The sequence below is a fragment of the Salipiger marinus genome, assembly GCF_900100085.1.
Taxonomy (GTDB): domain Bacteria; phylum Pseudomonadota; class Alphaproteobacteria; order Rhodobacterales; family Rhodobacteraceae; genus Salipiger; species Salipiger marinus.
Map to the genome: position 1 here is coordinate 215,030 of NZ_FNEJ01000005.1, position 22,768 is coordinate 237,797.

Genomic DNA, 22,768 nt, shown 5'->3' on the forward strand with positions numbered 1-22,768 from the left:
CGGGCGCCGCGCCCGGCCTAGCCGCAGGAAGAGGCGAAGGCCACGGGGAACAGAGTCCAGACCATCGCCACGACGGCGGAGATGGCCAGCGTCACGGTGACCTGCTGGATAAGCGGGCTGCGGCTCGCCCATGGACGGGCGACCAGATACAGCACCGCCGCCTGCAGCAGGATCGCCACCCCCCAAGCCGCGATCAGCGCCACCCGGTGCAGCGAGGCCGGGCCAAGATCCTGCTGCGGCCAGCCAAGGCCGCAGCCCAGCCCGTGCAGCGCATAGACCCCGGTGAACAGCCCCAGCCAGATCAGGATCGGCGCAAAGATGCGGGCCACCTCGGTCATTGCAGCAGCCCCGGCGCCAGACAGGCCGCCATGGCGACGATGCCGACAAAGCCCGCATAGTCGATCCAGAGCCGCGCGATGCGGATCTCTGTGCAGCGCGCCTGCGACACGAAGCCGGACCGCAGCCGCGCAAGGCAGTAGCCGGTCAGCAGCAGCGCCAGCGCCGCGTGCAGCGCCGCATAGCCCGCGATGACGGCGACGGTCGCGCCATAGGCATGGCCGGTCGGATCGGGGGCGGCGGCCAGCAGCCACAGCGCCGAGGCAAGCAGCAGCATCTGCCCCACCGCCGCCACGCCAAGCCCGACATGGGGGGCGGCGCGGCGTTCCGCCAGCCGGATGGCGGGGGAGGCAAGCCCGGCCCCGGCCAGCACCAGCAGCGGCAGCAGCGGCATCCAGTCCAGATAGCGCGGCGGCGGCCATCCCGGCGCGATGGTCCACAGAAAGGCATAGCCGAACAGCAGCGAGCCAAAGAGCGTCGCATTGGCCAGCAGCAGGAACACCGATCCCCACCATGCCGGGGCGCCCGGACGTTCGGCGGCAAGCGGCAGCGTGGTGTCACGCCCCACCGGCTGCGGGCCCTGATCGGCGCGGTGGCCAAGGCTCCATGCCCATTTCAGCGCAAGGGCCGCCACCAGCACCACGGCGATGGGCGGCAGCCAGTAAAGCTTGAACAGGAAACCCGCGAAGAAAAGCCCGGTGACGGCGGACATCACCACGGGCAGCGCGGTATTGCCGGGCAGGATCACCATGGCCTCGGGCGTTCCCCGGGCGGTGCTGACGGTCAGGATCTCGCGCTGGTTGCCGCGGGGGGCGCCCAGAAATCCCTCGCCCTTGGCGATGGCCACGCCGATCTTGGGATCGCTCCAGAGCGGATCGCGCCCGTGGATCAGCGGCAGGCTGGCGAAGTTGTAAGACGGCGGCGGGGTCGGCATCGCCCATTCAAGGCTGGCGGCGCCCCACGGGTTGCGCGATCCGCGCACCGACACCAGCAGGTTGGTCGCGATGTCGATCACCACCAGCGCAAAGCCGATCGCCATGACAAAGGCGCTGATCGAGGAGGCGAGGTTGATCAGCTCCCAGCCGCTGCCCGCGTCATAGGTGGGGATGCGCCGCCGCTGCCCCATCAGGCCCGACCAGTGCAGCAGCAGGAAGGTGCCGTGGAAGCCCAGAAAGATCAGCCAGAACGCCGTCTTGCCCAGCTTGAAGAACCGCTTGCGCCCGCCGACCTGCGGCAGCCAGTAGTAAAGCGCCGCCAGCATCGGAAAGACGAAGCCCCCGACCAGCACGTAATGCAGATGTGCCACGATGAAGGTGGTGTCATGCGCCTGCCAGTTGAAGGGCACGATGGCCACCATGACCCCGGTCAGCCCGCCGATCACGAACGTGGCGAAAAAGGCGACGATCCAGAGCATGGGCATGTGCATCTCTGGCCGCCCTTTCCAGAGCGTGCCGATCCACGCAAAGACCTGAATGGCGGTCGGCACCGCCACCAGCGTGGAGGCTGCGGAAAACAGCGCAAGGCCCAGATGCGGGATCCCCGTGGTGAACATGTGATGCACCCAGAGCCCGAAGCTGAGAAAGCCAAGCGCCACCGCGCCCGCGACCACCCAGCTATAGCCCAGAAGCGGCGTGCGGGCCATCACCGGCAGGATGGTGGAGATCACCCCGGCGGCGGGCAGGAAGATGATATAGACCTCCGGATGACCGAACAGCCAGAACAGATGCTGCCAGAGCAGGCTGTCCCCGCCCAGATCGGCCTGAAAGAACGGCAGGCCGAAGGCACGCTCCAGTTCCAGCAGGATGGAGCCGAGGATCAGCGGCGGAAAGCCGGTCAGGATCATCAGCGAGGTGACCAGCGCATACCACGCAAAGATCGGCATGCGGTCAAGGCTCATGCCGGGCGCGCGGATCTTCAGGATGCTGACCGTCAGCTCCACCGCGGCGGCCATGGCCGAGATCTCGACAAAAGTGATGCCAAGCAGCCAGAAATCCGGGTTGATGCCCGGCGAGCCCAGCGTGGAGGAGAGCGGCGGATACATGAACCAGCCGCCATCGGGCGCCACCCCCGCCAGCAGCGACAGCAGCAGCATGGTGCCGCCAAAGACGTAGCACCAGAAGCCGTAGGCGGTCAGCCGGGGAAAGGCGAGATCGCGCGTGCCCAGCATCTTTGGCAGCAGATAGACCGCCAGCCCCTCGAACAGCGGGATGGCGAAGAGGAACATCATCACGGTGCCATGCATCGTGAAGATCTGGTTGTAGACCTCGGCCTCCATGAAGGCGGAATGCGGCGTGGCCAACTGCGCGCGGATCATCATGGCAAGGATGCCGCCGACGCCGAAGAAGAAGAACGCCGCCAGCATGAACATGCGGCCCAGATCGGAATGGTTCACCGTCGTGAACGGACGGCGCCAGCCCCGGTCCGAGGCCCAGATCCGGCTCAGCTCGCGGTGTCGGCGTAGGGCGTTCATGGGGTGTCTCCCGCAAGGAATGTGGTCCAGTCGGCCGGGTCAAGCGCGCGCAGGGTGAAGCTGTGGCCCAGATAGCCGATGCCGCTGAATTCCGCGCCAAGGCCGCGATACTCCCCGGCGCTGTCCGCCTGCAGGCCCAGAATGTTGGTGCGCCCCGGGATCGCGTCCAGCTTTCCGGCAAGGCGCGGCACCCAGAAGCTGTGGATCACGTCGACGGAGGTGATCTCGATCTCCACCGGCTGGCCTGCGGGGATGAACAGCACATCCTCCGTCGGCGCCCGGTCGGTGCCGGGATAGCGGAAGGTCCATGCCCATTGCCGCGCCTCGGCCTGCACCCGCGTGGCCTCGGGCTTGCCCGCCACAAGGAACCGCTCTCCCAGCATCAGGCCCCAGACCAGCAGCGCGGCCAGCACCGTCAGCGGAAAGGCCAGCCCAAGCCCCGCCAGCCAGACCCGCTCTCCGTCGCGGCCATGGCCGCCCCGGCGAAAGGCGGCGGCCAGCAGCGCCATCACGAAGACAAAGATAATGGTGCCGCCGACCAGCATGCCCCACCACAGATCCGCCACCGCCGCCGCCACCGGACCCGCCGGATGCAGCGTTGACAGATCCTCTGCGCAACCGACAAGCAGCACAGGCGTTGAGCCTGCGACACAGCGGCGAAAGAGGAGCCCAGAATGGCGGAACGGGAGAAAATCGAAGGCGCGGAGGAACTGATCGATCCGATCGCGCAGCGCGTGGGGTTTGACGAGACGGAATCGCGCATCGCGATCCTCGGCCATCCCATCCACGCCATGGCCGTCGCCTTTCCGGTGGCGCTGACCTTCTGCACGCTTGGCGGCGATCTGCTTTACTGGTGGACGGGCGATGCCTTCTGGGCGCGCGCGGCCCTCTGGGCGGCGGGGACCAGTTTCCTGTTCGGCATGCTGGCGGGCATCTCCGGCACGGCGGAACTGCTGCTGGTGCCGGGCATCCGCAGCCGCGCCTCGGCCTGGACGCATTTCATCATCGCCGTCACCCTGCTGTCGCTGCTTGGCGCCAACTGGGGGCACCGGCTCGACGGCTACGAGGCGGCGGTGCTGCCTTACGGGCTGCTCCTGTCGGGGCTGTCGGCGGTCGTGGTGGCGGCAACGGGTTGGCATGGGGGCAAGCTCGTTTTCGATTATCGGCTGGGCACGTCGAAGGGCAGCTGACGCCCCTGCGGTTCGGCCAGCCAGTCAGGAATGCCAAGCCCGCGCAGTTCGGGCTTGGCCAGCACCAGCGTCAGGATCACGAGGATGGTGCCGCAAAGCACCCCTGTCGGCAGTCCCGGCGCGGGCGGTCGGTGCATGCCGGAGGATTCCGCCACGGCCACGATGGTGCGCCCGACCCAGGCGTGAAACGCGACCAGCACCGCCACGAACAGCAGCTTGAGATAAAGCCACGGCTCATAGACCTCGCGGATCAGGATCAGCCATGTGCCCGCGATCACCGCAATCACCGCCGCAGGGGTCGCGACAAAGGTGTAGGTGTAATGGCTGACGCGGCGGATGCGCTGGTAATCCGCGATGCCGATGGCCGGGTCGTGCCGCGCCATCATGTTGGGCAGCGCAAACAGCGCGCCGCACCAGATCAGCAGTCCGGTGATGTGCAGCGCCTTGAGATGGGGCACGATGTCCGTAATGGTCATGCGGGTGCCCTGAGCTGGACCCAGCCGCGGCGCGCGACAAGGGCGGCGAAGATCGCATAGGGCAGGCCCGCCGGAACCCACATCAGCAGCCCGGCAAGCTGCTGGTCGGCCAGCGGCAGCAGGCCCCAAGCCATGGGGGCGGTCTGGTGGATCTCGTAAAGCGGCGCGGGGGCAAAGGTCAGCACCGCGCCCAGCAGGGCCATCTGGATATAGGCCGCCGTGACCAGCAGCAGCGCGCCGGGGGTGGGCGCGTCCTCGGACAGCACGGCGCGCCAGAAAAACAGCGCCGGCAGGAACAGCGTCGCCTGCATCAGCCAGTAGGCCGCCACATTGGACAGCGCGAGATCATAGGCGGCAGGCGCGTGCCAGCCCCAGAGCGCCACCGTCGACAGTGCAAAAAATGCCGTCCCGCCGCCGCGCCGCCATTGCGGCAGCGCCTGCGCCAGAAGCGGCGCCGCCACGGCGACCAGCAGCACGTGATGCACGGTGCGGGCGGAAAACAGCGCCGAGGACAGCGCGCAGAGCGGCGAGACAAAGACGATGGCCAGCGTCACCACCGCCGCCGCACCGGGGCGGCTGCGACCGATCACGAAGGCCAGCACCGCAAGCCCGCACAGCACCACCGGGTCAAGGTTCCACCGCGTCCAGAGCGCGCCGGGGGCCGGGGCGGGGCCGCAGTAAATGTCGTTCAGCGCTTCGAACATGCCATCTCCGTCAGGTCACGATCCGCACGGGCACGCCCTTGTAGGCGGGCGTCTTGGACAGTTTGTCATGATAACTCAGCGGAACAAGCGGATTGACCTCCGGGTAATAGGCGGCAACGCAGCCATCGGGCAGATCATAGGGCACCACGCGCAGGCCGCCGATGCGGCGGGCGGTGCCATCCTCCACCGTGCTTTCCAGCGTCACGCGCTGGTCGGCGGCAAGCCCCAGACGCTGCATGTCCTCGGGGTTGATCAGCACCACCTCGCGCCCGCCTTCGATGCCGCGCAGCCGGTCGCTGAAACCGTAGATCGTGGTGTTGAACTGGTCGTTGGAGCGCAGCGTGACCAGCGTCAGCCCGCCCGGTTCCGGCGTCTCGCCCAAGGCACACAGGAACTCGGGTGTGGTCAGCTCGGCGCGGCCGCTTTCGGTTTTCCACTCGCGGTCGCGCGCGGGATTGCCTCGGTAAAACCCGCCGGGGGTGAACAGCCGGGCGTTGAAATCGTGGAACATGTCGGGAAAGGCCTCGGCGATCAGGTCGCGGATCAGGCCATGATCGTCGGTCCAGTCGTCCCAGCGGAGCTTGGGATTGGCCGCCAGCGTCGCCTTGGCGAGCCCGCCGATGATGGCGATTTCCGACCGCAGGTCGGGTGCTGCGGGCGCCCGCCGCCCCACCGAGCCATGCACATGGCTCAGGCTGTCCTCCATTGACACCGCGCGGCGCGGCGAGGTGTCGCCATCACGTTCGGACCGCACAAGGCACGGCAGCAGCCATGCCGATCTGCCCACCAGCACATGCGAGCGGTTCAGCTTTGTCGCCACGTTCACGCTCAGATCGAGCCCAGACCATGCGCTGTCGCTGCGGCCCTGATCGGGGATGGCGCGGGCGAAATTGCCGCCAAGGCTGACAAATCCCTTCACCGACCCGTCAAGCAGCCCCTCCACCGCCTCGACCGTGGTGCGCCCCGTCTCGCGCGGGGGGGTGAAATCGAACATCTCCGCCAGCTTGTCGAGCGGCACAAGTTCCGGCTTTTCGCTGATCCCGACGGTGCGCTGGCCCTGCACGTTGGAATGGCCCCGCACCGGCGACACGCCCGCACCCTCGCGCCCGATATTGCCGCGCAGCAGCAGCAGGTTCACCAGCATCGCGACATTCAGCCAGCCATGCACATGCTGGGTCAGGCCCATGCCATAAATGCCGACCACCCGTTCGGAGGTGGCATAGATCTCCGCCACCTCCTCCAGATCCACGCGGCGCAGGCCGGAGACCTTTTCGATCTCGTCCCATGACGCTTCGCGCATGGCGGAGGCGAACGCATCCATCCCGGTGCAGTGCTGCTGCAGAAACTCGTGATCCAGCACGCCGCCGCGCGTGTCTTCCATCTCGAACAGCCGCTTGCACAGGCCAGCCATCGCGGCGATGTCGCCACCGGGGCGAACCTGCAGGTATTTCTGCGAAATGCGGGTCGGATCGGCCACGGTCATCTGCGCGGGGTTCTGCGGATCGGCAAACTCCACCAGCCCCCTTTCGCGCAGCGGGTTGAAGGTGATGATCCGGCAGCCGCGATCCACGGCGGATTTCAGCGGATGCAGGAAACGCGGGCTGTTGGTGCCGGTGTTCTGACCGAAAAACAGGATCAGGTCGCAATGGTCGAAATCCGACAGCACGCAGGTACCGACTGACGATCCGATGACCTTTTTCAGCCCGACGCTGGTGGTTTCGTGGCACATGTTGGAACTGTCGGGCAGGTTGTTATGCCCGTAAAGCCGCGCGTAAAGCTGGAACAGGAACGCCGCCTCCAGACTGGCGCGGCCAGAGGTATAAAACACCGTCTGCTCGGGGGGCAGGCGGTGCAGCTCGGCGGCGATGCCCTCGAACGCCTCGTCCCAGCTGCAGGGCAGATAGCGGTCGCGGGCCGCATCGTAACGCAGCGGATGGGTCAGGCGCCCGGCCTTTTCCAGCGCGTGATCGGTCCAGCTGCGCAGTTCGGTCAGCGTGTGCCGTTCGAAAAACCCGGGGTCGCAGCGGTCGCGGGTCAGATCCCAGAGCGTGGCCTTGGCCCCGTTTTCGCAGAATTCAAAGGCATGAGGCTTGGCGGGTTTGGTCCATGCGCAGGAGGTGCACATATGCCCGCCCGGCTTGTTCTGCCGCATCAGGGTGTCCAGCGCGCCGGGGCTTGGGCGGGCCTCGCCGATGACCTGGGCAATGCCGCGAAGCGACCCCCAGCCACCTGCGGGGTGGTCGTAGCGGACGGTGTCGTCCCGCTGCCGAAGCTCTTTTGGCTCGTCCAAGACGCGTCCCCCTGTTGCTGGCCCTTGGGCTATAACTGTCGGGACGCGCAGGGGTTCCAGAGGATCTGTCTGCGGGTTCATTGCCAAACTGACGCGGATCCTGCGGCTCTCTTTACATCATACATATTACCTAATAATGTCGCGGATGAAGAAGAGTCGCCGAAGCCGGGTAGGAGAGCCCGACGCGCCGACACACCTTCGCGTCCGCAGCTGCGGCACATTCAACGAGGCTACCCCCGACGGGATCGGGGAAGGGGAGGATTTACCATGACACGTCTTACACCTGCCCGGCATTTTGCCGGAGCATGCCTGATCGGCTGCGCAAGCCTTGCGCTTGCCGGAACCGCCACCGCCCAGACCACCATCAAGATGGCGATGTCTTCGGTGGCCGATCAGCAGAACGACAACGGCATGACCGCTTGGGTCATGCAGAATTACGTCAACAGCCATTCCGACAGCCTGACCTTCGAGGTCTATGGCTCCAGCGCGCTTGGCGGCGATCAGGACGTGCTGCAGGCGATGCAGCTTGGATCGGGGGCCACCATGCATGTGGGCGGCACGGCGGTCTATAACAGCTTCGTGCCTGCGGGCGGCGTGCTGGATCTGCCCTTCCTCTGGCAGGATTTCGACCATGTGGGCCGCGCACTTGATGGCGATCTGGGCACCGAGCTGGAGACGAAGTTCGAACAGTCCGGCTTCAAGGTGCTGGGCTGGGGCTACAGCTGGGGCTACCGCAACGTGGTCACCAATGGTGCGGCGCTGACCACCCCCGACGATCTGCAGGGGCTGAAGATCCGCACGATCCAGTCGCCGGTCTATGTGGCGGCGCTGAACGCGATGGGGGCCAATGCCACGCCGATGGCCTTTGGCGAGGTCTATACCGCGCTGCAGACCGGGGTGCTTGACGGCTTCGAACACGCCGCCTCCATGGTCTATTCCAGCAAGCTTTACGAAGTCAGCGACCATGTGGCCCTGACCCGGCACCTGTTCGGGCCGACCGTCATCACCTATTCGCTGCCGCTCTGGAACCAGCTGTCCGAGGCGGAACAGCAGGTGCTGACCGAAGCCGCGGATCTGGCGATCGAGATCAACCGAGCCCTTGCCCCCCTGCGCGAGCAGAAGGCGCTGGCGCAGCTTGAAGAGGTGGGCATGACGATCACCGAGATCGACACCTCCGCCTTCCGCGAAGGCGCAGCGCCGCTGCAGGACGAACTGGCCGCCGATCTGGACGCGACAGCGCTGCTGCAGCTGATCCGCGACGCCCAGTAATCCCGTGCGCTCCGGCCCCCCGCGCGCGGGCCGGAGCGCATCTTCATCTCAAAAGGGTCCAGCCACATGACACGGTTTTGGGCGGTCTTCGACCGAGCGATCGAAATGCTGATCTTCGTCATCTTCCTTGGCATCGTGATCGTCGGCACGATGCAGGTGTGCAACCGTTTCTTCCTGAACCTGTCGCTGAGCTGGAGCGAGGAGCTGCAGCGCTACGGGCAGATCTGGATCGTCTTTCTGGGCATCCCCGTCGCCTATCGCCACAGCGTGCATATCGGCATGGAGATGCTGACCGACCGGCTGGCCGACCGTGGCCGCGCCATCTTCTTCGCCCTTGTCGATCTGCTGTGGATCGTGCTGGCCGTGGCGCTGATCCTTGGCACCGCGCGGCTGGCGCAGTTCCTGCAGTTCCAGAAAAGCCCCGGGCTCGGCCTGCCGATGCATCTGGTCTATGGCGCCATTCCGCTGGGCTCCGCCTACATGATCATCATCGCGCTGCGCCGTCTCGTCGCCTTCTGGCGCCCCGCCCCGACCCTGTGACCCCAAAGAGGCAGACCCCCCATGCTTGTCGGACTTTTTGCAGCGCTGCTTGTGATGATCTTTCTCGGGGTCCCGGTGATCCTGTCGCTGGGCCTTGTCGGGCTGGCGGGGATCCTGATCGTGCCCGATCTGGCGCTGCCGCTTTACCCGCAGAAGATGTTCTCCAGCCTTGACAGTTTCAGCCTGCTGGCGATGCCCTATTTCATCCTTGCGGGCGAGCTGATGTCGCGCGGCGGGATCAGCCGCAAGCTGGTGGATTTTGCCGAAACCATCGTCGGGCTCCTCCACGGCAGACACCTCGGCGGTGGGGTCGGTGCTGATCCCCGCCATGAAGGAAAAGGGCTATCCCGCAGGTTATGCGGCGGCGATCACCGCCACCAGCAGCACCATCGGCGCGATCATCCCGCCCAGCATGACGATGATCGTCTATGGCGCGCTGGCCAGCGTGTCGGTGGGCGGGCTGTTTCTGGCCGGGATCATCCCCGGCATCCTTGTCGGGCTTGCGCTGATGTCGGTGGTCTATCTGCAGTCGCTGTCGGTCTCGCGCCACCCCGAACTGCAGAAATCCGGCCAGAGGTTCTCGCTGGGGCGCTGCCTGCGCTCGCTGGTCGATGTCTGGGCGGCGCTGGTGGCCCCGGTCATCATCGTGGCGGGCATCCTTGGCGGCGTGTTCACCGCCACGGAATCCGGCGTGGTCGCCTGCGTCTTCGCCTTTCTGGTGAGCTTTTTCCTGTATCGCACCATCACGCTGCGCGACCTGCCGCAGATCTTCGTGCAGGCGGCGATCACCACGGCCATGGTGCTGGGCATCGTCGGCATCGCCAGCGGTTTCGGCTGGCTGCTGTCCTATCTCAACTTCAACCAGATGATCCTGTCGCTGATCATGGCGACCACGCAGGATCCCACCGCCGTCTTCCTGCTGCTGGTGGCGGTCATGCTGGTGCTGACCATGTTCGTCGACAGCATGGCGGTGCTGATCATCACCGTGCCGATCGCGGTGCATATCGGCAATGCCGTGGGCATCAACGACCTGCAGCTGGGTCTGGCGCTGGTCATGGCCACGCAGATCGGATCGACCACGCCGCCGGTGGCCGTGCTGCTGTTCGTCGCCTCCAGCATCGCCAAATGCCCCTATAGCGAGACGGTGCGCTATTCGTGGAGCTTCATCGCGGCGGAAATCGCGGCCCTGCTGCTGGTCATCTTCTTCGAGCCGCTGACCGTGGCCATCCCCTCCTATGTCTTCGGCAACTAAGCGCCGCGTTTCGACCCCGGAAAGACCCTGATGTTTCGCATGTTTCTCACCCACACGCCCGAGGCGCTGGAACTGCTTTTCCCGCCTTCGGCCCGCGCGGATCTCGCGCGTCATGGCACGCTGGTGCTGAACCCCGGACCGGATGTGCTGGGCGGGGCGGCACTCGCCCGGGCTGCGGCGGGCTGCGATCTGGTCATCGCCGACCGGCAGACCGGCCTTGATGCGGCGTTTTTCGAGGCGGCAGAGGATGTGCTGGCGGTGATGCGCTGCGCGGTGGACATCAGCACCATCGACGTGGCGGCAGCCTCGGCGCGGGGGGTGCTGGTCACCCGCTCCATCCCCACCTTCGCGGCCTCGGTGTCGGAACTGGCGCTGGGGCTGATGATCGACGCCGCGCGCGGCATCAGCCGGGCGGTCACCGCCTATCGCACGGGGCAGGAGCCGGGCGTGGCCATGGGCCTGCAGCTGCAGGGCAGCACGCTGGGCCTCTGCGGCTATGGCGTGATCGGGCGGCATCTGGCGGGGCTGGCGCAGGCGCTGGGGATGCGGGTGCTGATCACCGATCCCGCCCCGGGCGCGCTGCCGCCGGGGATCGAGGCTCTGCCCTTCGATCAGATGCTGGCCCGGGCCGATGTGGTGGTCTGCCTTGCCCCCGCCACGCCGCAGACCGTGGGGCTGTTCGGCTCCAGCGCCTTTGCCCGCATGAAACCCGGCGCGCTGTTCCTGAACCTAGCCCGCGCGGCGCTGGTCGACGAGCCCGCGCTGGAGGCGGCGCTCGACTCCGGGCAGATCGCCTGCGCCGCTCTGGATGTGGGCAGCGGGCCCGACCAGCGCCCGCCCTCGCGTCTGGCGGGCCGCCCCGATGTGATCGCGACGCCCCATATCGGCGGCCAGACCCCGCAGGCCAGCGAGGGGCAGGCGCTGCATGTCGCCTCTCAGGTGGCGCAGCTGGCGCAGGGGCTGCTGCCGCCCGAGGCGGTGAATGCCGAGGCCGCGACCCGGCTCAGGGCGCGCGGCGCCGCTTTTATTTCCCCGACAGGAGCCTGACATGACCCATCTTCTGCCGCCGCCGGGCGCCTGTGACACCCATCTGCATGTCTACCGCCCCGGCACGCCCACCGTGCCCGGCGCCCTTGCCGCGCCCGAGACCGAAGAGGTGGGCCGCTACCGCGCGATGCGCGACGCGCTCGGGCTTTCCCGCGCGGTCATCGTGCAGCCCACGGCCTATGGCACCGACAACCGCGTGACCGCCGAGGGCATCGCGGAACTGGGCCGCGCCGAGACGCGCGGCGTGGCCGTGGTGGACGAGACGGTGTCAGAGGCCGACCTGCGCGCGCTGACCGAGGCGGGCTTCTGCGGTGCGCGCATGCAGATGCTGCCGGGGGGCATCATCCCTTGGGATCAGGTCGACCGCATCGCCGACCGGGTTGGAGGCTGGGACTGGCATGTGCAGCTGCAGATGGATGGCCGCCTGCTGCCCGAGCGCGAGGCGCAGATCCTGTCATGGCCCGGGCAGGTAGTGATCGACCATATCGGCAAGTTCCTTGATCCGGTCCGCCCCGACCATCCCGCCTTTCGCTGCCTGCTGCGGCTGATCGACAGCGGGCGCGTCTGGGTCAAGCTGTCGGCCCCCTACGAGGTGTCGCGCGATGGCGCGCCGGATTACGAGGATGTGTCGGTTCTGGCGCGCGCGCTGGTCGCTCACGCGCCGGAACGTATGCTCTGGGCGTCCAACTGGCCGCATATCCTGACCACGCCGCGCCCCGATGACCGCCGGATGCTGGATCTGCTGCAGGACTGGGCGCCGGACGCCGCGACCCGCCACCGCATCCTTTGCGAGAACCCGGGCGTTGTCTATGGCTTCGACTCCGCGATAATGGAGCCTGACACCTCCAAACCCGCCGGGTGACGGCGGCTTCCAGCAGAAAGACCCGCATGCACGCCACAGACCAGCAGACCCGGGCGCCCGTGAAGTCGCTGCACCGCGACGCGGTCGAGGCCATTGCCAAATGGCTGATGATCGGACGGTATCCGGTGGGCGCGGTGCTGCCCACCGAGACCGAGATCGGCGAAGAGCTGGAAATCTCGCGCACCGTGGTGCGCGAGGCGGTGCGCACGCTGGTCGCCAAGGGCATGCTGCAGGTGCGGCGCAAGACCGGCACCATCGTTCTGCCGGTGTCGGACTGGAGCCTGTTCGACCCCGAAGTGCTGGCATGGCGGTTCCGCTACAGCCGCGACGCCACCTTTGTCGACGACATGACCCGCTTTCGCGCCGCCATCGAGACCATCGCGGTGGAAATCTGCGCGGCGCGGCCCGAATTCGACGCCTCGGTGCTGCATGCCTGCTGCGACGAGATGGCGGCGGCGCTGGAAGGCCGGGGCGACTGGTTCGCGGCGGATCTGGCCTTTCACCGCCATATCCTGCGCGGCACCGACAACCAGTTCATCCTGCACATGCAGCCGATGCTTGACAATTTCTTCGACGCGATGCTGTCGCCCGAGGTGCTGCGCCCGGAAAACATGCGGATCACGCTGCCCTATCACCGCGCCATTGCCGATGCCATCGCGGCGGGGGATCCGGTGCGCAGCCGCCACGAGATGCTGCAGCTGGTCCACAAGGGCCGCGAGGACATCCTGAGCCGTATCGAGACCAGCGAAGCCTAGCGCGGGCGGTCAGGCGGCGCTGGCCTCGGCGATCTGGGCCTGACACCAGTCCAGCACGCCTGCCGCGTCGCAGGGCAGGGGCTGCGCCAGATCCTCGGCCCAGTGCAGGAAGGCGGCAAGATTGCCCGCATTGACCCCGGTCAGCACCGGGATGCCGCGGGCCAGCGCCTCGGCGATCAGCGGGCGAAAGCCGCGGCCCTCGGCTTCCTGCTTGCCGAACTTGTTGACGACCAGCAGCCGCGCGCCCTGTCCCAGCCCCGCGCCCGCCAGCCCCACCGCCCGCTCCAGCCCGGCGGGATCCAGCCTGCAGCCGCTGGAGAGCGGGCCAAGGTTCTGGCTGATGCGCACCACCTCGGTACCGGTCAGCACATGCAGATCCATGTGGCATTTGGCGCCTTCGCCCCGGTCGACGTTGATCTGCACCGCGCCTGCCAGCGGAATTCCTCGCGCGCGCAGCTGCTGCGCCACCTCGCGGATCAGCCGGTCCAACGATCCGCTTGCCTGTCCAGTCACATAGCCCAGCATGCCCACCCCCTTGAAACTCTGGCGCGCAGGCTACAAGATGCGCCGGGCCGAGGCCAGAGGAGGCAAGATCATCCCATCCATGCCCGATTTGCCGCTGCTGCCGGATCCCCGTGACCCGCGTCTGACGCGCCGTGTCACCGGCACCGACCAGACCGGCCAGCCCACCGAGATCGCCGTGGTCGAGGAACGCCCGCTGACCATCTACCTCAACCGGCAGGAAATCGTCACCGCCATGACCATCGGGGACCATCCCGATTACCTTGCGCTGGGATTCCTGCGCAATCAGGGCATGCTGCGCGACGATGACGTGGTGACCGGCCTCGATTACGACGAAGAGATCGACACGGTGGTGGTGCGCACCGCGCGCGAGACCTCCTATGAGGCGAAGGTGCAGAAAAAGACCCGCACCTCGGGCTGCGCTGTCGGCACCGTCTTTGGCGACATGATGGAGGGGCTCGACGGGCTGGTGCTGCCGCAGGCGGAGCTGCGCGCCTCGTGGCTTTACGCGCTGGCGCGGCAGATCAACACCACGCCCTCGCTCTATCTGGAGGCGGGGGCGATCCATGGCACCGTGCTCTGCCAGCAGGACCGCCCGCTGGTCTATATGGAGGATGTGGGCCGTCACAACGCGGTGGACAAGATCGCGGGCTTCATGTTCCGCCACGGCCTGCCCGCTGGCGACAAGATCCTGTACACCACCGGGCGGCTGACCTCCGAGATGGTCATCAAGACCGCGCTGATGGGCATTCCGGTGCTTGCCTCGCGCTCCGGCTTCACCGCGTGGGGGGTGGAAATCGCGCGGCAGGTGGGCCTCACGCTGATCGGGCGGATGCGCGGGCAGCGCTTTGTCTGCCTGTCCGGCGAGGCGCGGCTGATCCGCGACGTGGATCCGGCGCTGGTGCCGGACGAGGACCGCGCGCAGCGGCGAAAGGGATCCGATGCGGACTGATCCGGCCATCAGGGGGCTGCGCGCATGAAGCAGCCCTTGGGTGTGATCCTTGCGGGCGGGCTTGCCACGCGCATGGGCGGTGGCGACAAGGCGCTGCTGCCGCTTGCCGGGCGGACGCTGCTGGACCGGGTGATCGAACGGCTGGAGCCGCAGGTGGCGGGGCTGGCGCTGAATGCCAATGGCGATCCGGCGCGCTTTGCCCGCACCCGCCTGCCGGTGCTGGCGGATTCGGTGCCCGGCCATCCCGGGCCGCTGGCGGGGGTTCTGGCGGGGCTTGACTGGGCGGCGGAACAGGGCGCGGACAGCATCGTGACCGTGGCCGCCGATACGCCGTTCTTTCCCTGCGATCTGGTGCCGTGGCTGCTGCTGGCCGCCGAGGGGCGCCCGCATCTGCTGGCGCTGGCCTGCACGCCGCGCGATCCGGGGGCCGGGTTGAAATCCGGCGGGCGGCTGAACCGGCACCCGACCTTTGGCCTGTGGCCGGTGGCCCTGCGCGAGGATCTGCGCGCGGCGCTCAATGACGGGCTGCGCAAGGTGGTGCTGTGGACCGACCGCCACGAGGCCGCCGAGGCGCTGTTTCCCGCCACCCCCTTTGATCCCTTCTTCAACGTCAACACGCCCGAGGATCTGGCCCGCGCCGAGGCGCTGATTGCATGAAGGTCTATGGCGTCACCGGCTGGAAAAACTCCGGCAAGACCGGGCTGATGGAGCGGCTGGTGACCGAATTCACCACGCGCGGGCTGGCCGTGTCCACCGTCAAGCATGCGCATCACGACACCGACATCGACCAGCCGGGCCGCGACAGTTACCGCCACCGGGAGGCGGGGGCGCGGCAGGTGCTGCTGGCCACGCCAAGACGCTGGGCGGTGATGCACGAACTGCGCGGCGCGCCGGAGCCGTCGCTGGCCGACCTGCTGGCGCAGCTGGCGCCGGTCGATCTGGTGCTGGTCGAAGGCTACAAGCAGGGCGCCCATCCCAAGATCGAGGCGCATCGCGCCGAAAACGCCAAGCCGCCGCTGGCGCAGGAGAATCCGACCGTGCGCGCGCTGGCCTGCGACAGTGCGCTTGACACCGCCCTGCCGTGCTTCGATCTGGATGACACACGCGGCATTGCGGATTTTATCCTGCGGGATCTGGGGCTGTGAGCCGGTTCGATACGGTGGTGGTGGTGGACTGGTCGGGGGCGGCCTCGCCCTCTCCCGCCCGGCCCGCGAAGGATGCGATCTGGATCGGCATCGCCCGCGACACCGGCACCGAGGCGCAGTATCACCGCACCCGCCACGCCGCGACCGAGGCCCTGGCGGATCTGTTCCAGACCGAAATCGCCGCCGGGCGCCGGGTGCTGGCGGGGTTCGATTTCCCCTTCGCCTATCCGCGCGGCTTTGCCCGCGCGCTGACCGGCACCGATGATCCGCTGGCGCTTTGGGCGGAGCTTGCCGCGCGGATCAGCGATGGCCCTGACAATGCCAACAACCGGCTGGATGCGGCGGCGGCGATCAACCGGCTGTTCCCCGGCACCGGCCCGTTCTGGGGCAACGGACTTGGCCGCGACATTGCGGATCTGCCGCGCACCAAGGCGGGCTATGCCAGTCCCTTTGCCGACAGGCGCCGCTGCGATACCACTCCCGGCGCGCAGCCGGTCTGGAAGCTGGCGGGCGCAGGCTCGGTCGGGTCGCAGGCGCTGCTTGGCATCCCCCGGCTGCAGTCCCTGCGGGTGCGCTTTGGCGCCGACATCTCCGTGCGACCGTTCGAGACGCAGGACACGGCCGTGACGCTGGTGGAACTGTTCCCCTCGCTGATCGCCGGAACCGTCGCCGATCTGGCGGAAGAGGCCGAGATCAAGGACCGGGCGCAGGTCCGCGTGCTGGCCTCGGCGCTGCGCGCGCTGGAGCCGGGCAAGCTCGACGCGCTGAGCCGCGAAGGCGATGTGGTGGAGGGATGGATCCTCGGGCTGGGGCATGCGGCGCTGCTGGAACAGGCCGCGCGGCGGGCCTGCGCCCCGCTGCTGCCGCCGCGTCTGCGCGACGACTGTTTCGCCATGCCGCAGGGCGTGGCCTGGGTGCCGGTGGACGAGGCGCTGGCGCGGCTGCGTGCCGCCCTGCATCCGGTGACGGGGGTGGAACAGCTGCGCACGGCAGAGGCCATGGGGCGCATTCTGGCAGAGCCGGTGATGGCGCGCCGGTCCAACCCGCCGCTGCCCAATTCCGCCGTCGATGGCTATGGCTTTGCCTTTGCCGCCACCGGGGCGGGGGTGAACCGGCTGCCGCTGCTGGCGGGGCGGGCGGCGGCGGGCCAGCCTTATGACGGGCCTGTGCCGCAGGGCCATGCGCTGCGCATCCTGACCGGTGCCACGCTGCCCCAAGGGGTCGATACCGTGGTGCTGGAGGAGGACACCGCCACGGATGGCGCGCTGGTGGCCTTTGACGGGCCGGTGCGCGCCCGCGCCAACACCCGCCGCGCCGGCGAAGACGTGGCCGAAGGCACGCAGGCCCTGCCCGCGGGGCATCGCCTGCGCGCCCCCGATCTGGCGCTGCTGTCGGCGCTGGGGCTGTCGCATCTGCCGGTGCGGAGCAGGCTGCGGGTGGGCGTGCTGTCCACCGGCGACGAGATCGTGCCCGACCCCGCCGATTCCGCGCTGCCGCATCAGATCTGGGATGCCAACCGGCCCATGCTGCTGGCGCTGGCGGCGGGCTGGCACTGCGCGCCGGTGGATCTGGGCCATGTGCGCGATGACCGCGCGCTGATCCGCGACCGGCTGGACGAGGCGGCGGGGCAGGTCGATGTCATCCTCACCTCTGGCGGGGCGTCCGCCGGGGACGAGGATCACGTCTCGGCGCTGCTGCGCGCGCAGGGCACGCTGTCAAGCTGGCGCATCGCGCTGAAGCCGGGGCGCCCGCTGGCGCTGGCGCTGTGGCAGGGGGTGCCGGTCTTCGGCCTGCCCGGAAACCCGGTGGCGGCGCTGGTCTGCGCGCTGGTCTTTGCCCGCCCGGCGCTGTCGCTGCTGGCGGGCGCAGGCTGGGTGGAGCCGGTGGGCTTCACCGTGCCCGCCGGGTTCTCCAAATCCAAGAAGCCGGGGCGGCGCGAATATCTGCGGGCCAGGCTGACCGCCCAAGGCACGGCAGAGGTGTTCGGATCCGAAGGGTCGGGGCGGATCAGCGGGCTGTCATGGGCCGACGGGCTGGTGGAACTGCCCGATGCGGCGCTTGACGTCACCCCCGGCACCCCGGTGCGCTACATCCCCTACAGCGCCTTCGGGATCTGAGCCCTAGCCCTTGCGGATCAGATAGATCTGCAGGCCGTCCTGATCTTCGGATCCCAGCAGGTCATGCCCGGCCTCGGCGCAGAAATGCGGCACGTCGATGACGGCGGCGGGATCGGTGGCCAGCATCCGCAGCACCTGACCCTGTGCCATGCCCGCCAGCCGCTTGCGCGCCTTCAGCACCGGCAGCGGGCAGAGCAGGCCCTGCGCATCCAGATCCTGATCCCATGCCGCCCGGGTCTTGCCGTCGTCCATCTCAGTGATCCTCGTCCAGACTGCCATGCAGCGCGAACTGGTCCAGCCCGGCCTCGCGCGGGTCAAGCGCGCGGAACATCTCGCGCACGCCTGCCGAGGTCAGCTCGCGCGCGACGGTCAGCAGGGTGTTGGGGGCGTGATCCTCGCAAAGATCCCGCATCTGCGCCAGTTCCTCTGCCGCGACGGGCCGCGCCAGATCCTGCGAGGGCGCGCCATACCAGTCGACAAAATGTCCGGCCAGCGTTTCGGTCAGCTGCGCCAGTTCGGCGGGCTCCACCACCGTCACCGCCACGAAGGTCACGCGGCCAAAGGTTTCGAGCCCGAGAAAGCCGTTGGCAAAGGCCTGCCGCGCCTTGCCGGTCAGGTCGCCCTCGGTCCAGTCGGAAAACTCGAACCCGCCCGCAATGCACCATTCGCCGGTGCGCGCGGGCGAGGCGTAGACGCGCTGGTCGCTTTCATCAAAATGGATGGCGCGGGCAAGTTTCATGGCGCGGGCTCCAGCAGGGTGGTCAGGGGGATCAGATGGGTGGTGCCGTGATCGTCGCGCAGCAGCATGCCAAAATCCTCGTCCACGCCGACAAACAGCCCGGTCTGGCCGTTCTGGCGGGCAGGCTCGCCCAGACCATGCGCCAGCCCGCGCCATTCGGCATGCAGCCCGCGCGATCCGTCCTGTTCCCAGCGGCTGATCCAGCCAAGCGTGTGCCGGGCCCATGCCTCCAGCAGGGCGGGGGGGAAGACCTCGGCGCAGCCTTCGGCGTAAAGCGAGGTGCGGTCGGGCGTGGTGCCGGGCGCGTCGTTTTCCGGCAGCAGCGGCAGGGCGAAGCCGATCACCAGCCAGTCGGGCACCGCGTCGGGATCGGCGCTGGCGGCCATGCAGCGGAACCCCCCGCAGGAGGCGCCATTGACCCGCAGCCCGCCATCCCAGTCCAGATGCACCGCCACTTCCGGCGGGGCCAGCGCGCCAAGCGCGTTCTGGAAGCCCACGCCGCAGAGCGGCAGCATGGTCATGGCGCGGCTGAGCGGCACGTCCGGGGCCAGCACCAGCGCACCCTCCAGCAGGTCGGGCGTGGCGCGCCATGCCACCAGCCCCGCATCGCAGCCCAGAAGCGCGCGACGGCAGGCATGGTCAAAGGCATCGGTCGTGACCTCCTCGCCCCAGAGCAGCGGCGGAAAGACCAGATCGGCGCCCTCGGTCATGCCAGACCCCGTGCAACCAGCGCCGAGGCCACGGCGTGAAAGGCCTGCGCCTGCGCGCTGTCCGGCGCGCTGACCACGATGGGGGCGCCGCCGTCAGAGGCGAGCCGGATCTGCAGATCCAGCGGCACCTCTGCCAGAAGCGGCACGCCGAGCTTTGCCGCCTCTGCCGCGACACCGCCATGGCCGAAGACATGTTCTTCATGCCCGCAGGCGGAACAGACATGGGTGGACATGTTTTCGATCATGCCAAGCAGCGGCACGTTCATCTGGCGGAACATGTCGATGCCCTTGCGCGCGTCCAGCAGGGCCACATCCTGCGGGGTGCTGACCACGATGGCGCCATCGACCCGCGCCTTCTGCGCCAGCGTCATCTGCACGTCGCCGGTGCCGGGCGGCAGATCGACCAGCAGCACGTCAAGCGCGCCCCACTGCACCTGCATCAGCATCTGCTGCAGCGCGCCCATCAGCATGGGACCGCGCCAGACCACCGCCTGATCCTCGTTGGTCATCAGCCCGATGGACATGAGCGTGACGCCATGGTTGCGCAGCGGCAGGATCGTCTTGCCATCGGGCGAGGCGGGACGGCCCGACACCCCCAGCATGCGCGGCTGCGAGGGCCCGTAGACATCGGCATCCAGCAGACCGACGCGGCGGCCCTGCTGCGCCAGCGCGCAGGCAAGGTTGGAGGCGACGGTGGACTTGCCCACGCCGCCCTTGCCGGAGGCGATGGCGATGATATGCGCCACCCCCGGAATGCCCTGCGGCCCCTGCGGTTCGGCGGCGGCACGCGGGCCGCGCAGATCGGGCGGCGGCGCCTTTTCGGAATGCGCGGTCATCACCACCGACACCGCCGTGACACCTTCGGTGGCGCGCAGCGCGGTCTCGGCCTCGGTCCGGGCGGCGCCATAGGCGGTGCCGGCATTGCCGGGAATTTCCATGACAAAACGCACGGCGCCCGCCGCGTCGACATTCAGCGCGCGCACGACGCCGCTGGACAGGATGTCGCCGCCCCGCACCGGGTCGGCGATGGTTTTCAGGACGGCCTGAACCGTCTCTCTGCTGGCTGGCAAGGTTTACTCCTGTCCCTTGATCTCGCCGGTGACCTCGTGGTGAAGGTCCAGCTCTTCGATGGTGAGCACGGCGCGCACCTTGTAGGTCTTGCCCGCGGTGTCGGCGCCGCGCATCGCGTCTTCGATCGCCTGCTGCGAGGTGACGCCCACCTGCTTGAGGAATTTCCGCATCGACATGTTGAAATCGTCGCTCATCGCCTGCTCCGTTGGTTGGGCCGCCTAGTGATCGCGGCGCTTTGACAGGTAATCCTCGGTGGTGCGCGGGCGGGGTCTGTCGCGTCCGGCAAAGGGATTGTCCTGCGTGTGATACTGCGCGTTCACGCGGCAGTTGTCACACATCTGGATCATCCGCAGCTTGTCGCCGCTGAACATCGCGTGACCGGAGAGTTTTTCGGTGATCCGCTCGATGGTGGATTTCACCCCGAAGAGCGTGCCGCAGTCGATGCAGGCAAAGGGCTCTTCCTCGTGCAGCACGCGCTGGCTCAGCGCCTCTTCGGCGAGCAGCAGGCGCGGTTCATAGGTGATCGCATCCTCGGGGCAGGCGGTCGCGCAGATGCCGCATTGCAGGCAGGCATCTTCCTGAAAGCGCAGCTGCGGCAGGTCGGGATTGTCGCCAAGCGCGCCCGAGGGGCAGAGCGACACGCAGGACAGGCACAGCGTGCAGGCATCGGTATCGACCAGCACCGCGCCATAGGGCGCGCCCTGCGGCAGGGGCAGCGTGTCGGTGCCCGGATTCAGCGCCCGCGCCGCCTGCCGCGTCACCTGCCGCCGCGTGCCCATGGGGCGCACCGGCGTGGCGACCGGAGCGGGGGCGCTCGCGTCATAAAGCGTGGCGGTCAGCACCTCGGGGTCGGGGGTGTCGAGCAGGTCGATGCGGTCGGCGCCTGCCAGCGCGCGGGCCAGCGTGATCTGCGCCTCAAGGGCTGTGCGGTCGCTGCCCGGGCCGGGCAGCAGCGTGACCGCGGCAAAGCCCGCCGCCAGCGCCGCCAGCATTTCGGCATGGCCAAAGACGCCGATGCTGGGCAGGTCCAGCGGCAGCACATCGGCGGGCAGCCCGTCGCCATGGCGCGCGGCAAGGCGGATCATCTCGGCCCCCGTGGCGTCATGCACCAGCAGCCGGGGCACGAAGCCGCCCGCCGCCAGATAGCTTTGCGCCAGAACCTGCACCCGGCGCAGGATCAGATCGACCGGCGGCGCGTCAAAGCTGATCGCGCCAGAGGGGCAGACGGCGGAACAGGCGCCGCAGCCCGCGCAGATCATCGGATCAACGGTGACGTGATCGCCGTCGGGCACGATCGCGCCGGTGGGGCACAGATCCAGACAGCGGGTGCAGCCGGTCTGCCCGGCGCGGGAATGGGCGCAGAGCAGCGCATCGGTGCGCACATGCAGCGGCTTTTCGAACGTGCCGGTCAGATGCGAGGCGGCCATGACCGCCGCCGCCACCGCCAGCGGATTGCCCGGATCGGCGCGCAGATAGCCCTCGCGCTTTTCGGGGGCGGGGAACAGCGGCGGCGCGCGGCGCAGATCCAGCACGATGTCGCAGTCGGAAATGCCGCCGTCGCGCGGTTCGGTCAGGGTCAGGCTGCCGCGCCCGCCGGGCTGGACCTGCCGCAGCGCATCGATGGTGACGCGGAACTGGCCAAGCGCGCCCTGTGCCCGGCGCAGCTTGCCGGTGATGACCTCATAGGCGCGGCTGTCGGGCAGATCCTCCGCCTCCTCCAGCAGCACGGTCACCCCCAGATGCGGGGCAAGCTGTTCCGCCGCCGCCAGCGCCACATCGGCGGCGCCCAGCACAAGGCACAGCCCTTCCGAGATCACGTCCAGCGCCTTTTCGGGGGCGGCGGGCAGCATCGCCTCGGCGGTCAGCGCGGCCATCTTGGGCAGTTTGGAACGGGGATCGGCGCTCCATCCGGCGCGGTCGCGCAGATCCAGCAGGGCAGGGGGCGGCAGATCCAGATCGGCGGCCAGCGCTTCGAACACGCGGGATTCCTGCGTGCAGCAGATCACGGCATTCCCTTGCGTCAGCGCGTCGGCGGCGCGGGACAGATCGGTGGTGCAGAGCGCCGAACAGACCGGCATCACCTGCAGGCCGGTGGCTTTGGACAGCGCCTTGGCATCAAGCGCCTGAGTGCCCAGACAATCGCACGGTATCAAGGTCTTGGTCATGGTGTGCCTTCTGTCCAACCCCGGGGCGCCGGGATGTCCGCAGTGGGTGGGATCGGGGTGGCGCGGTGATTCGCCTGTCCGACCGTCCCCTTTCCTGTGGCGGATTTCCGCAGAAGGCAACCACCGGCTGCCAGAGCACGGCTCCGTGATTCGTGT

The 22,768-nt window shown here is 68.3% G+C and carries 23 protein-coding genes and 1 pseudogene; 11 read left to right on the forward strand and 13 right to left on the reverse strand.

What is annotated here, in order from left to right:
• Nucleotides 1-17 precede the first annotated feature (17 nt).
• The 3 genes from BLR51_RS07550 to BLR51_RS28440 are packed head-to-tail and all read right to left on the reverse strand — an operon-like array spanning nt 18 to nt 3,438.
• On the reverse strand, nt 18-338 hold the full coding sequence (locus tag BLR51_RS07550) for a hypothetical protein (protein ID WP_089845545.1): 321 nt from the start codon (nt 336-338) through the stop codon (nt 18-20).
• Entirely contained in the window at nt 335-2,806 is a 2,472-nt protein-coding gene (gene ctaD, locus BLR51_RS07555) for a cytochrome c oxidase subunit I (RefSeq protein ID WP_089845548.1), read from the reverse strand. The genes BLR51_RS07550 and ctaD overlap by 4 nt, the downstream gene beginning before the upstream one ends.
• Complete coding sequence (locus tag BLR51_RS28440) at nt 2,803-3,438, reverse strand: cytochrome c oxidase subunit II (RefSeq protein WP_278184854.1); 636 nt, start codon at nt 3,436-3,438, stop codon at nt 2,803-2,805. Before BLR51_RS28440 ends, ctaD begins: the two co-directional genes overlap by 4 nt.
• A 42-nt stretch (nt 3,439-3,480) precedes the next feature.
• On the opposite strand from BLR51_RS28440, the gene BLR51_RS07565 reads away from it, so the two are divergent.
• A complete protein-coding gene (locus BLR51_RS07565) occupies nt 3,481-3,996 on the forward strand; it encodes a DUF2231 domain-containing protein (RefSeq protein ID WP_089845687.1) in 516 nt (171 codons plus the stop codon).
• Here the strand turns inward: BLR51_RS07565 and BLR51_RS07570 are convergent.
• From BLR51_RS07570 to BLR51_RS07580, 3 genes are read right to left on the reverse strand one after another with little or no spacing between them, the layout of a single operon-like run.
• Entirely contained in the window at nt 3,966-4,472 is a 507-nt protein-coding gene (locus BLR51_RS07570; protein WP_089845552.1) for a CopD family protein, read from the reverse strand. The two genes, BLR51_RS07565 and BLR51_RS07570, sit on opposite strands and share 31 nt — an antisense overlap.
• Nucleotides 4,469-5,176 (reverse strand): cytochrome c oxidase assembly protein, encoded by a 708-nt coding sequence (locus tag BLR51_RS07575; protein WP_089845554.1) that lies wholly within the window; start codon nt 5,174-5,176, stop codon nt 4,469-4,471. The genes BLR51_RS07570 and BLR51_RS07575 overlap by 4 nt, the downstream gene beginning before the upstream one ends.
• A 10-nt stretch (nt 5,177-5,186) precedes the next feature.
• Nucleotides 5,187-7,466 carry an FdhF/YdeP family oxidoreductase gene (locus tag BLR51_RS07580; RefSeq protein WP_089845556.1) on the reverse strand — a complete coding sequence of 760 codons (2,280 nt, stop codon included), beginning with the start codon at nt 7,464-7,466 and terminating at the stop codon, nt 5,187-5,189.
• Nucleotides 7,467-7,733: 267 nt separating this feature from the next.
• Here BLR51_RS07580 and BLR51_RS07585 point away from each other — a divergent pair, with 267 nt between their 5' ends.
• The 6 genes and pseudogenes from BLR51_RS07585 (at nt 7,734) to BLR51_RS07610 (ending at nt 13,191) form a co-directional block, all read left to right on the forward strand.
• Nucleotides 7,734-8,735 carry a TRAP transporter substrate-binding protein gene (locus BLR51_RS07585; protein WP_089845559.1) on the forward strand — a complete coding sequence of 334 codons (1,002 nt, stop codon included), beginning with the start codon at nt 7,734-7,736 and terminating at the stop codon, nt 8,733-8,735.
• Between the two features lie 66 nt (nt 8,736-8,801).
• A complete protein-coding gene (locus tag BLR51_RS07590; RefSeq protein ID WP_089845560.1) occupies nt 8,802-9,275 on the forward strand; it encodes a TRAP transporter small permease in 474 nt (157 codons plus the stop codon).
• A 54-nt stretch (nt 9,276-9,329) separates the two neighbouring features.
• Nucleotides 9,330-10,527, forward strand: a pseudogene (locus BLR51_RS07595) (TRAP transporter large permease).
• Nucleotides 10,528-10,557: 30 nt separating this feature from the next.
• Nucleotides 10,558-11,574 (forward strand): NAD(P)-dependent oxidoreductase, encoded by a 1,017-nt coding sequence (locus BLR51_RS07600; protein ID WP_089845563.1) that lies wholly within the window; start codon nt 10,558-10,560, stop codon nt 11,572-11,574.
• 1 nt (nt 11,575) lies between these two features.
• A complete protein-coding gene (locus BLR51_RS07605) occupies nt 11,576-12,436 on the forward strand; it encodes an amidohydrolase family protein (protein WP_089845565.1) in 861 nt (286 codons plus the stop codon).
• A 26-nt stretch (nt 12,437-12,462) separates the two neighbouring features.
• Complete coding sequence (locus tag BLR51_RS07610; RefSeq protein ID WP_089845567.1) at nt 12,463-13,191, forward strand: FadR/GntR family transcriptional regulator; 729 nt, start codon at nt 12,463-12,465, stop codon at nt 13,189-13,191.
• Between the two features lie 9 nt (nt 13,192-13,200).
• Here the strand turns inward: BLR51_RS07610 and BLR51_RS07615 are convergent, their stop codons facing one another.
• Nucleotides 13,201-13,716, reverse strand: a complete 516-nt coding sequence (locus tag BLR51_RS07615; protein WP_089845569.1) for a DUF2478 domain-containing protein — start codon at nt 13,714-13,716, stop codon at nt 13,201-13,203.
• Between the two features lie 79 nt (nt 13,717-13,795).
• Here BLR51_RS07615 and BLR51_RS07620 point away from each other — a divergent pair, with 79 nt between their 5' ends.
• The 4 genes from BLR51_RS07620 to BLR51_RS07635 are packed head-to-tail and all read left to right on the forward strand — an operon-like array spanning nt 13,796 to nt 17,927.
• A complete protein-coding gene (locus BLR51_RS07620; protein WP_089845571.1) occupies nt 13,796-14,665 on the forward strand; it encodes a formate dehydrogenase accessory sulfurtransferase FdhD in 870 nt (289 codons plus the stop codon).
• Between the two features lie 24 nt (nt 14,666-14,689).
• A complete protein-coding gene (gene mobA, locus BLR51_RS07625) occupies nt 14,690-15,322 on the forward strand; it encodes a molybdenum cofactor guanylyltransferase MobA (RefSeq protein ID WP_089845573.1) in 633 nt (210 codons plus the stop codon).
• Nucleotides 15,319-15,810, forward strand: a complete 492-nt coding sequence (mobB, locus tag BLR51_RS07630) for a molybdopterin-guanine dinucleotide biosynthesis protein B (protein WP_089845575.1) — start codon at nt 15,319-15,321, stop codon at nt 15,808-15,810. The genes mobA and mobB overlap by 4 nt, the downstream gene beginning before the upstream one ends.
• Entirely contained in the window at nt 15,807-17,927 is a 2,121-nt protein-coding gene (locus BLR51_RS07635; RefSeq protein WP_089845577.1) for a molybdopterin-binding protein, read from the forward strand. Before mobB ends, BLR51_RS07635 begins: the two co-directional genes overlap by 4 nt.
• Before the next feature lie 3 nt (nt 17,928-17,930).
• On the opposite strand, the gene BLR51_RS07640 is transcribed toward BLR51_RS07635, so the two are convergent.
• Genes BLR51_RS07640 through BLR51_RS07665 form a run of 6 tightly spaced genes read right to left on the reverse strand, consistent with a single transcriptional unit; the run spans nt 17,931 to nt 22,612 of the window.
• Complete coding sequence (locus tag BLR51_RS07640) at nt 17,931-18,179, reverse strand: sulfurtransferase TusA family protein (protein WP_089845581.1); 249 nt, start codon at nt 18,177-18,179, stop codon at nt 17,931-17,933.
• Nucleotide 18,180: 1 nt separating this feature from the next.
• Complete coding sequence (locus BLR51_RS07645; RefSeq protein ID WP_089845583.1) at nt 18,181-18,666, reverse strand: DUF6505 family protein; 486 nt, start codon at nt 18,664-18,666, stop codon at nt 18,181-18,183.
• Nucleotides 18,663-19,376, reverse strand: coding sequence for a biotin/lipoate--protein ligase family protein (locus tag BLR51_RS07650; RefSeq protein WP_089845586.1), 714 nt, complete (start codon nt 19,374-19,376; stop codon nt 18,663-18,665). Before BLR51_RS07650 ends, BLR51_RS07645 begins: the two co-directional genes overlap by 4 nt.
• Nucleotides 19,373-20,446 carry an Mrp/NBP35 family ATP-binding protein gene (locus BLR51_RS07655; RefSeq protein WP_089845588.1) on the reverse strand — a complete coding sequence of 358 codons (1,074 nt, stop codon included), beginning with the start codon at nt 20,444-20,446 and terminating at the stop codon, nt 19,373-19,375. The genes BLR51_RS07650 and BLR51_RS07655 overlap by 4 nt, the downstream gene beginning before the upstream one ends.
• 3 nt (nt 20,447-20,449) lie before the next feature.
• Nucleotides 20,450-20,641, reverse strand: a complete 192-nt coding sequence (locus BLR51_RS07660) for a DUF6494 family protein (RefSeq protein ID WP_089845590.1) — start codon at nt 20,639-20,641, stop codon at nt 20,450-20,452.
• Nucleotides 20,642-20,665: 24 nt separating this feature from the next.
• A complete protein-coding gene (locus BLR51_RS07665; RefSeq protein WP_089845592.1) occupies nt 20,666-22,612 on the reverse strand; it encodes a 4Fe-4S binding protein in 1,947 nt (648 codons plus the stop codon).
• Between the last annotated feature and the right edge of the window lie 156 nt (nt 22,613-22,768).

Bases quoted from the DNA above. Each gene is read 5' to 3' on its own strand.
- BLR51_RS07600 (WP_089845563.1), top strand. From the start codon at position 10,558: ATGTTTCGCATGTTTCTCACCCACACGCCCGAGGCGCTGGAACTGCTT.
- BLR51_RS07605 (WP_089845565.1), top strand. From the start codon at position 11,576: ATGACCCATCTTCTGCCGCCGCCGGGCGCCTGTGACACCCATCTGCAT.
- BLR51_RS07590 (WP_089845560.1), top strand. From the start codon at position 8,802: ATGACACGGTTTTGGGCGGTCTTCGACCGAGCGATCGAAATGCTGATC.
- BLR51_RS07575 (WP_089845554.1), bottom strand. From the start codon at position 5,176: ATGTTCGAAGCGCTGAACGACATTTACTGCGGCCCCGCCCCGGCCCCC.
- mobA (WP_089845573.1), top strand. From the start codon at position 14,690: ATGAAGCAGCCCTTGGGTGTGATCCTTGCGGGCGGGCTTGCCACGCGC.
- BLR51_RS07665 (WP_089845592.1), bottom strand. From the start codon at position 22,612: ATGACCAAGACCTTGATACCGTGCGATTGTCTGGGCACTCAGGCGCTT.
- BLR51_RS07660 (WP_089845590.1), bottom strand. From the start codon at position 20,641: ATGAGCGACGATTTCAACATGTCGATGCGGAAATTCCTCAAGCAGGTG.
- BLR51_RS07615 (WP_089845569.1), bottom strand. From the start codon at position 13,716: ATGCTGGGCTATGTGACTGGACAGGCAAGCGGATCGTTGGACCGGCTG.
- BLR51_RS07550 (WP_089845545.1), bottom strand. From the start codon at position 338: ATGACCGAGGTGGCCCGCATCTTTGCGCCGATCCTGATCTGGCTGGGG.
- mobB (WP_089845575.1), top strand. From the start codon at position 15,319: ATGAAGGTCTATGGCGTCACCGGCTGGAAAAACTCCGGCAAGACCGGG.
- BLR51_RS07610 (WP_089845567.1), top strand. From the start codon at position 12,463: ATGCACGCCACAGACCAGCAGACCCGGGCGCCCGTGAAGTCGCTGCAC.
- BLR51_RS07565 (WP_089845687.1), top strand. From the start codon at position 3,481: ATGGCGGAACGGGAGAAAATCGAAGGCGCGGAGGAACTGATCGATCCG.
- BLR51_RS07570 (WP_089845552.1), bottom strand. From the start codon at position 4,472: ATGACCATTACGGACATCGTGCCCCATCTCAAGGCGCTGCACATCACC.
- BLR51_RS07650 (WP_089845586.1), bottom strand. From the start codon at position 19,376: ATGACCGAGGGCGCCGATCTGGTCTTTCCGCCGCTGCTCTGGGGCGAG.
- BLR51_RS07645 (WP_089845583.1), bottom strand. From the start codon at position 18,666: ATGAAACTTGCCCGCGCCATCCATTTTGATGAAAGCGACCAGCGCGTC.
- ctaD (WP_089845548.1), bottom strand. From the start codon at position 2,806: ATGAACGCCCTACGCCGACACCGCGAGCTGAGCCGGATCTGGGCCTCG.
- BLR51_RS07640 (WP_089845581.1), bottom strand. From the start codon at position 18,179: ATGGACGACGGCAAGACCCGGGCGGCATGGGATCAGGATCTGGATGCG.
- BLR51_RS07620 (WP_089845571.1), top strand. From the start codon at position 13,796: ATGCCCGATTTGCCGCTGCTGCCGGATCCCCGTGACCCGCGTCTGACG.
- BLR51_RS07585 (WP_089845559.1), top strand. From the start codon at position 7,734: ATGACACGTCTTACACCTGCCCGGCATTTTGCCGGAGCATGCCTGATC.